A 4,030-nucleotide genomic window follows, 5' to 3' on the forward strand; every position below is an offset into this window, starting at 1 on the left:
TGTTTATGGTTTTTGTATGTGTTCGTTTTGTATATAAATTAAAAAAAGAAAAGCAACCAAAAAGTTTTAAATAAATTCATAAATTAAAAAAGACTATCGATTGATAGTCTTTTTTGTTATATGAATGACTTGAAAATATTGTAAATATAAAATAAATTTTTTATGTTTTTCATCGAAAAAACTTAAGTTTTTTTAATTTTAACAATATTTTTACATTCAGGAAAGCGACTGCAACCTAAAAAATTACCATAGCGTCCTTTTTTGATGAGTAAAGGGGCATTGCATAAATTACATTTTTGATCGGTTTGCATAGAAGGATTTGTTTCTACAGAACTTGATTTTTCTTTTAAAGAAACAATATTTTTACATTCAGGAAAGCGACTGCAACCTAAAAAATTACCATAGCGTCCTTTTTTAATGAGTAAAGGGGCATTGCATAAATTACATTTTTGATCGGTTTCGATATCTTTTGGTTTTTCTAATTTTTGATCGGCTATTTGATAAAGTTGTTTGAAAGCATCATAAAATTCTTGCAATAATTCTTTATTATTAACTAATCCTGAAGAGATTTTATCTAAATTTTCTTCCATTTTGGCAGTATATTTAACATCAATAATTTGTTTGAAAAACAATTCTAAGTTTTTAGCAGTCAAAATTCCTTGTTCGGTAGGAACAAAACGTTTTTCTACTAAATCAACATAAATTCTTTTTTTGAGGGTAAAAATGATTTGAGAGTAAGTAGAAGGCCTTCCAATATTTAGTTTTTCTAAAGTTTTAATCAAAGTGGCTTCAGAAAAGCGTGCTGGAGGATTAGTAAATTTTTGTAAATTTTGGATTTCTTGAGGCAAATAAGTTTCATTTAATTTAAAGGAAGGAATAATTTTGTCTTTGGTGCCATCTTGCAAAATTTTTTGATAGCCATCGAAAGTTTTTATCAAACCTTCAGTTAAAAAAAGATGGTTTGCAACTTCAAAAAAAACTTGGGTTTTTTGAAATATGGCAGGTGTCATTAAAGAAGCCAAAGTTCTTTGATAAATAAGTTTATAGAGTTTATTTTCGTATTTATCAAGATGAGGGACTAGGATTTCGGGCGTTTTGGATAAATCAGTGGGTCTTATAGCTTCGTGAGCGTCTTGCGACTGAGTTTTTTTATTGGTTTTGTAAGTGCCTAAATATTCTTTGCCATATTGTGTTTTAATTAATTTTTGAGCATCTTTAACAAAGCTGTCTGCAAGTCTTTGCGAATCTGTTCTCATATAAGTAATTAACCCTATAGATTCACCTAAAATATCAACTCCTTCATAAAGTTTTTGAGCAACCCTCATAACTTGATTAGAAGTCATATGTAGGCTGTTGATGGCTTCTTGTTGCAGGGTAGATGTAATAAAGGGTGGTTTGGGTGATTGTTTGGCTTCTTTTTGTTTTAATTCTTTAACTAAAAAGGGTTTATCTGTGATTTGTTGGACAATTTTAAAAGCTTCTTTGGCTTTGGTTTTGCCTTTGTAAGGATTTTGGTATTCTGCTTGAAAGTCTTTAAAAAAAGCAGTAATAATATAGTATTCTTCAGGGACAAAAGCTTTTATTTTTTCTTCTAAATCAACAATTAATTTAAGGGCAACTGATTGCACTCTTCCTGCTGATTGTGATTTGAGTCTCCTTACCAAACGCGACAGTTTAAACCCAATAATACGGTCTAGCATTCTGCGAGTTTCTTGTGAAAACACTAATAGTTCATCGATTTTGCGAGGTTGTTGCAAAGCTTTTAAGACTGCTTCTTTGGTAATTTCTCGAAAAACAATTCTATTAGTTTTTTGGGGGTCTAAATTAAGAATTTGTGATAAATGCCAAGCAATTGCTTCTCCTTCGCGATCAGGATCGGTTGCTAATAGCACTTCTTTGCCTTTAGTTTTTTGGATAAGAGTTTCTACGATATTGTCTTTTTCTTTGATAATGCTGTATTTAGGAATAAATCCTTTTTCGATGTCAATTCCCATTCTGTCTTTTCCTTTTAGCGACAAATCTCTAATATGACCTTTGGAAGATAAAATTAAAAATTCGTCATTTAAAAAACGGCTTAAAGTTTTGGTTTTAGCAGGAGATTCTACTATAATAACTTTTGATTTCATTTTTTGGGCTCCCTCAATTAAAAGATATGGTTAGTTTGGGTAATTAATTGTTTTGCGTTTCTATTTTTTGGTTTGGTGGTTGGTTGGGTTTTAGAAAAGTTTTTCAAAGAGAGATAAAACATCTAAGTCAAAATTTAATTTCCCTAAGTTACCTTGCCTTATTTCTTGCAATAACATTTGATAAACTCTAGATTGATCAACTTTTTGATTTTTAGTATAAATATTTCTTTTTTGTCCGATAATATCAACTAAATTAGGGTTAGATAAGTCATTTTGGTCTAAATTGAAGCGTTTTTGCAAATTGGTACCATAATGTTTTATAAGATAGCAAAGTGCGTGAATACCTAATTTTTCTAAAGGTAAAATGGAATCTTTAAAGCAGCCTGCAAGTGCTAATGCCAAACTTATGCGAGGATCAGAAAAATTGTGCCACAAAACTCCTGGAGTATCCAAAAACTGGATATTGGGTTTAGCAATGTCAATCCATTGAATGCGTTTGGTAGTGCCTGCTAAATTAGCTGTTTTTAAAACTTTTTTTTGGGCAAAACTGTTAATTAAAGTTGATTTGCCAACATTGGGAGTTCCTACAATCATAGCTTTAATGTTGGGAGTTTGGGTTGCTATTCTTCTAGATTTAAAAAGGGGATTTTTGGCTTTGATTGTTGTTAAAGCTTTTTGATATATTTCTTGAAGTTTAGGGGATTTGATAGCATCAATTGTTAAAACAGGAATTTGTTTTTTGTGATAATTAGCGATAAAATTATTGATTTTACAAGGATCAGTTAAAGAAAATTTATTTAGCAAAATAAGGAGGGGTTTTTGGCGTTGGTTAATTAAAGAAAAAATTTGAGAATTGAGGCTTGAAAGAGGAATTCTTGCATCCAAAATTACTAAAACAATATCAACCAAAGATAAATTATTTTTAATTTGGTCAAAAGTTTTTTTCATATGACCAGGAAACCAATTAAATGTTTTCATTGTTAAACCTATTTCTTTTGTTAAGTAAATTACTCTTTTTCGCTTTGATCTGCACTTACTTTAGAGATAGTATCTAAAACTTTTTGTAGATCTTTTTCGAGGTCTTCTTCAGTTTCAAAAATCTTTTTACTATAAATTTTATAAACTTCTTCGCCTGTAATTGCAATCAAAGAAACTCCTATTTGATGATAAATAAGTTCTAAGGGTTTGTCAAAAATTATTTTTTTAAACCAATGAAAAGGATTGAAAAAATTTCTGATATTATTAAAAGTATTAGTTACTTTGGTAACTTTTTGATACTTTTGAATCATGTTTTTTTTAACAACTATTTCTCTAATTACAAAGATTCTTTTTAAAGTCATTTTGCGAAACATTCTCAAAATTTTGTTTTGAAATACTTTGTCAAATCTTTGATTTATGTAAAAAATCAAAATAAGACTTTCATCAATGGTAAGTTCCAGATAGGGATATTTGGAGCTGGGATAAAATTGGCTTGAGATTTCTAAAATTAATTCTTGGATAGAAGTTATCAAAAAATGCCCAAAATTTCCTTTATCTTTTTTCATTTTTTCTTTGAAATCTTTTTTCTTAGCTTCAATTAATTTAATTATTTCTTGTTGACTAACATCTGTTTTTTCTAGTCTATGAGCTGCTAAAGTTTTTTTCACACTACGCAAAGAAAGAAGACAATAAATAAAAGAGCTTAAAATAACACCAGAAAGAATACCCATAAAGAAAGTATTAAAAAAAGCAAATTGTTTTGTTATGTTGAAAAATTTTTCCCAAAAAGACACAATATCATCATCCTTTTTTTATTTTTTATAATTTTTATAAACGGATTCAAATCGCAAAACACTATATAAAGGCAAAATGTAGATGACATGAACTACCTATAATTATATAACAAACAAAAAAATTAACAAACA

At 28.8% G+C, this 4,030-nt stretch carries 3 protein-coding genes; all 3 read right to left on the reverse strand.

Annotated features, from left to right (window positions below; translation table 11 throughout):
- Positions 1-182: 182 nt before the first annotated feature.
- On the reverse strand, positions 183-2,126 hold the full coding sequence (gene topA, locus OYV_RS03010; protein ID WP_042068216.1) for a type I DNA topoisomerase: 1,944 nt from the start codon (positions 2,124-2,126) through the stop codon (positions 183-185).
- Between the two features lie 90 nt (positions 2,127-2,216).
- On the reverse strand, positions 2,217-3,104 hold the full coding sequence (gene ylqF, locus OYV_RS03015) for a ribosome biogenesis GTPase YlqF (RefSeq protein ID WP_042068218.1): 888 nt from the start codon (positions 3,102-3,104) through the stop codon (positions 2,217-2,219).
- A gap of 29 nt (positions 3,105-3,133) precedes the next feature.
- Entirely contained in the window at positions 3,134-3,898 is a 765-nt protein-coding gene (locus OYV_RS03020) for a hypothetical protein (RefSeq protein ID WP_042068220.1), read from the reverse strand.
- Positions 3,899-4,030: the final 132 nt, after the last annotated feature.

This window comes from 'Chrysanthemum coronarium' phytoplasma, assembly GCF_000744065.1.
GTDB lineage: Bacteria > Bacillota_I > Bacilli_A > Acholeplasmatales > Acholeplasmataceae > Phytoplasma > Phytoplasma asteris.